Raw genomic sequence first — 4,807 nt, 5'->3', positions numbered from 1 at the left:
GCACCCGTTGAAAAAAGTGTGCACACAAAAACAAAAAAGTGTGCACACAAAAAAGAGTTGCATCCGTCAATTCAAGAGCTAGAAGATAGCGACCTAAATGACAAGCAAAAAGCCTTTGTTAGGGAGTATGTGAGACTTGCTAATGCGACACAGGCATATATCGATGCTTACGATGTACCCTACAATATAGCCAAGACTAATGGTCCGAGATTGCTGGAAAATGCTGGAATAAAAATAGAAATTAAACGTCTACGTCAGGCTCGATTAAAAGAGCTCGACATAGACGTTTTTTCGTTGGTTGATGATATGGCAAAAGAGGCCAAAGCTGATATTGGAACGTATGCCGATTGGGGTTCTGATGAGTTTCAATATACTGATGAAACAACTGGAAAAGAGCTGACGGGACACAAGTCGTGGGTTGCCTTAAAAGATAAGGCCAAAGTCGATACTAAGGCTATTAAGAAGATTACTGTTGGCAAAGATGGTCCAATTGTCGAATTGCATGATCGCAATAAGGCTCGTAAGGAGTTACTGGAGTATTTGAATGGCAAGGGTGTATTTGATAGCGGGACTAACAATGGTGAGATGATCATTAACATGGACTCATTTGAGGAGATTAAGCATGACGGAGATTGATTTAAACTTTCATAAATCAGTTGACCGGGCATATTATCAATTGTTTGCCAGTCATGATCCATTTGTTGCCATTAAGGGTGCTCGTGGTTCTGGTAAGTCGTGGGCGCAGGCATACAACGTTATCTATGAGATGTTGCGACTGCCATATGTTAATTGGCTGGTTATTCGTCAGTATCAGAACACAAACAAGGAATCAACATATAACACTTTGAAGAAGGTCATCAATCTATTAGGGTTGAGTGACCTTTTTAAATTCACAGTTAGTCCGCTTGAAATCACCATGAAATCAACTGGACAAAAGATTTACTTTCGAGGCATGGATGACCCTTTGAAAATCACGTCTATTAGTGCTGAGAATGGCTATTTGTGCCGTGCCTGGTGGGAAGAAGCATACGAACTAAAGAGTAAAGAGGACTTCCAAACTGTTGTTGAATCATTGCGTGGCCAGTTGCCTGATGGTGGCTACTACCAGCATATATTAACCTTCAACCCATGGTCAGAACGCCACTGGCTAAAAGAAGAGTTCTTTGATGAAGAGACCAGGCGCAATGGCGCATTGAGTTTTACCACAACTTACAAGAATAACAGCCACTTGGACCAACAATTCATCGATAACATGATGGAGCTTAAAAAGCGCAACCCTAATCGAGCCAGAGTAGCTGTAGATGGCGAATGGGGTATTGCAGAAGGGCTTGTCTTTGAAGGCCTATTTGAGCTTGAGAACTTTGATATAAGCAAGGTTCAGGGTCGTCACATTATGGGGCTCGATTTTGGGTTCACTCATGACCCGACCGCCTTTGTTAAAGCGATAGTGAAAGACCATGATATATACGTCTATGACGGCTTTTACGAAACGGGGATGTTAAGTTATCCTATGGCTCGTAAACTAGCTCGTAGTGGTGCATTGAGGGGCAAGGTGTATGCCGACAGCGCAGAACCAAGAACGATTGGAGAGCTTCACGCACAGGGTCTTAAAACGATTGTCCCTGTGGGAAAGGGTAAAGACTCCAATGTGCAGCGTATGGAGTTCATGAAGAATTATCACTATCACATCCATCCAAGTGCTAGTTACCTGGTTGATGAAATGAGTACATTCGCTTATCAGAAGGACAAGTTCGGAAAGTTCTTGAATAAGCCAGAAGATGGCAATGATCATGCTATTCAAGCATTAGGTTATGCGCTTGAACCAATCATTTTTACCAATAGTCAAGGAAAGTACATGAATTATCGAGAACGTGTTAAAGCAGTCAACGATTTGGGATTGCGATAGGAGTAGTATATGGAAACACTAGAAGCAGACAGTAGCTATCAAACTAAGGCGGAGCGTTACTTGCACCATGCGTTAATGCAGTATCAAGAAGACCTTAACAACTTAACGCCAAAACGTGTGGGCGAATTCATCAAGCACCATTACAACAAGCAACGCCCTCGATTGCTTAATCTGGACAGTTATTACAAGGGTATTAATACCAAGATTAACAGCGAAGCTAGTCGGCGTATTGATGAGTATGGTGCTGATGTACGATTAGGTCATCCATTCGCTCAAGAAATTGTCGACTTTCATACTGCTTTCTCAGTTGGTAACCCAATTAATATTAGTGTTGATCAAGACCACAATGGCCAAGAGGACGAGCACCAACAGTTAGACAAGATTAACCATGAAAATGGTGTGGATTCACTCTTTTATGACCTGTTTAGCGACATGTCAAAGTATGGGCGAGCCTTTGCTAATGTCTACCGTGATGGGGATGTCGAGAAGATTACTCGACTTAGTCCTGCTAACACGTTCATGATTTATTCCAATGACGTGGACCCAGTGCCAATTATGGCCGTTCGCTATACGGAACAGTCAAAGATTGACGATAATTTAGATTATCAACAATATGTGATTGAGACGTGGACAGATAGTGAATACACGATTAGTGAACCTGTAGCAATTGCTGATGGGACAGTTGTTAATGGGTACACCGTCGCTAAAACGGACCAATTATCCACTCTTCCAGTTGTTGAATTTTGGAATAACACGCAACGGATGGGCGACTTTGATGGTGTTATTAGCTTGATTGATGCTTATGATGCTGCACAGTCTGACACGGCTAACTACATGCAGGATAGCAACGATGCCATGCTTGTTATTAAGGGTGACATTGATGATTTGCTCGATGGTGCTGAATTGTTTGGCAATCCAGATGATGAAGAATACTTAGAAAAGTTAGCTGAACAAAAAAAGAAGCTAATGGCAAGTATTAAAGAAGCTCGTACTCTCTTCTTGAAATCTGGTTCTACTGGTTCTGGTCAACAGACGACAGTATCTGCTGATTACATTCATAAGCAATACGATACGGCTGGTGTTGAAGCTTACAAGAACCGCCTGTACAAGAACATTCACTCATTCTCTCGCACGCCTGATGTTTCGGATGAAAACTTCGCAAGTAATGCCTCTGGTGTGGCAATGCAATATAAGCAGCTAGGCGTTATTCAATTAGCCAAGGCTAAGCGCCGATCATTTTCTAAGGGATTAAGTGAAATCTATGGCATTGTTGAAGATTTAGAAAAGGCAGCTTCTGGTCCATGGAAGTTGGACTATCAGAACATTAATTTTATGTTTACTGATAACTTGCCAACAGATGATGTCGCTACTATTCAAGTATTGCAACAATCAGGCGCTAAGTTCCCTCATGAGTACTTAGACCGTTATGCCCCTGGTATTGACACTAATGAGCTTGAAACGATGCGAGAGCGTGAAAATGAGCCAGTGAATGCCATGCAGGAGGAGATGAAGCGCTTGCAGGATAAAACCTCACAGCTAGGTGATGAAGATGACGAGTAATCATGATTTAGGACTACAATTTTCCAACCAACGAGCGATAGCTGATAATCAATCAGTTAAAGAGCTTAACAAGATGATTGCCAACAATCAGCAAGCCTTCTTAGCGTGGTGGGGTAGCTTTAACGATGAGTACGATGATTTCGACCAAGCAGACTACTCACAATATCCGGATAGTGAATTGGTAATTGAGATAGACCATTACGCTATCCAGAATGGTATCAAGACGGTACAGGTGAACAATGTTGACCAGCTATTGGAGTATGGACTAATGGTGTTTACTTCAGTTGTTGCTTTAAAGGCAATTAGTTATGTTGGCAAGTCACTTAAGAATGAGGTCAAAGTAACGGCTGATTTTGGACGAAAAGTATATGACACGGCTGTACAAGAGATTACTAAGAAAGTCATTGACCAAGGTATCAAAGGCGTTAAATGGTCTGACCGTATTTGGAGTAATCAAACACGGCTACGGACTGACATGTCTAACATCTTGCGTGAATCCTTACTTGATAGCCAGAACCCTACGAACTACACCAAGCAGATTAAAGACCGCTACGGTGTGTCAAGGTATGAGGCGGAACGTATCTTGCGTACAGAAGGTGCTAGAGTATCCGCTGACCAACAAGTCAAGTCAATTAAGTCTGCTGGCTACAAGAAACTCGAATGGGTGGCAGGCGCTGGTTCGTGTCAGTTGTGTATGGAACTAGATGGCAAGCAATTCAAAGCAAGCAGCTTCGGATCTGGGCGCTATGTAATTCCAAAGCATCCTAACTGCCGCTGCTCGGTAGTAGCGGTCGACGAATCGGACACAACAGTATATGAGGATTAGGAGAAATAATATGACACTTACGCTGGTTACAAAAAATGGCGATAGAAAGGTTATTAGTGATATTCAAACAGTAAGCGAAACAAAAGATTATGTTCAAGTTGAATATAGTGACCCAGATTTAAATGAGGATGTTCAGCTTCTGATTGGTAAATCACGATTGTCTGATGTAATTACAGGAAGTTAATATTCAAGTTGAAAGCATTCACTTAATTGTGAGTGCTTTTTTAGTACATAAATCGACCTGGGAAGTCGTTAAAAGCACCATAACAACGGAGTAGCGAGTGGAGGGTGTGCCATTAGGTGGAAACTGTGCAAGCTACTGTGAATTTATGTAGGAGGACGACATGTCGCAAGAAGTTGATACGCAAGTTGACCAAGAAACCGAAGTACAAGGTGGGGAGGGCCAACAAGAAACACAAACTCTGTCGCAAGAGGAGGCTAACAAATTAGCTGAACAAGAGGCAGAACGTCGAGTGGCGAAGGCTCGTGCTAAGTGGGAAGAAACCATGAAGGAC

The 4,807-nt window shown here is 42.3% G+C and carries 5 protein-coding genes; all 5 read left to right on the top strand.

Going from position 1 to position 4,807, the window contains the following annotated elements:
• Positions 1–636, top strand: a 636-nt coding sequence (locus IV71_RS07050; protein ID WP_056995058.1) for a terminase small subunit, incomplete at its 5' end; no start/stop codon positions are given.
• Positions 623–1,906, top strand: a complete 1,284-nt coding sequence (locus IV71_RS07045) for a PBSX family phage terminase large subunit (protein ID WP_010691253.1) — start codon at positions 623–625, stop codon at positions 1,904–1,906. The genes IV71_RS07050 and IV71_RS07045, both read left to right, overlap by 14 nt.
• A 9-nt stretch (positions 1,907–1,915) precedes the next feature.
• On the top strand, positions 1,916–3,466 hold the full coding sequence (locus IV71_RS07040; protein WP_010691252.1) for a phage portal protein: 1,551 nt from the start codon (positions 1,916–1,918) through the stop codon (positions 3,464–3,466).
• Positions 3,456–4,292 (top strand): minor capsid protein, encoded by an 837-nt coding sequence (locus tag IV71_RS07035; RefSeq protein WP_010691250.1) that lies wholly within the window; start codon positions 3,456–3,458, stop codon positions 4,290–4,292. Before IV71_RS07040 ends, IV71_RS07035 begins: the two co-directional genes overlap by 11 nt.
• 10 nt (positions 4,293–4,302) lie before the next feature.
• A complete protein-coding gene (locus IV71_RS07990; protein ID WP_010691247.1) occupies positions 4,303–4,476 on the top strand; it encodes a hypothetical protein in 174 nt (57 codons plus the stop codon).
• The last annotated feature ends 331 nt before the right edge of the window (positions 4,477–4,807 follow it).

This window comes from Fructobacillus fructosus KCTC 3544 (assembly GCF_001438695.1).
Lineage (GTDB): Bacteria > Bacillota > Bacilli > Lactobacillales > Lactobacillaceae > Fructobacillus > Fructobacillus fructosus.
The sequence above is the reverse complement of the archived record's forward strand: the minus strand, read 5'-3'. Positions and strand labels throughout refer to the sequence as shown.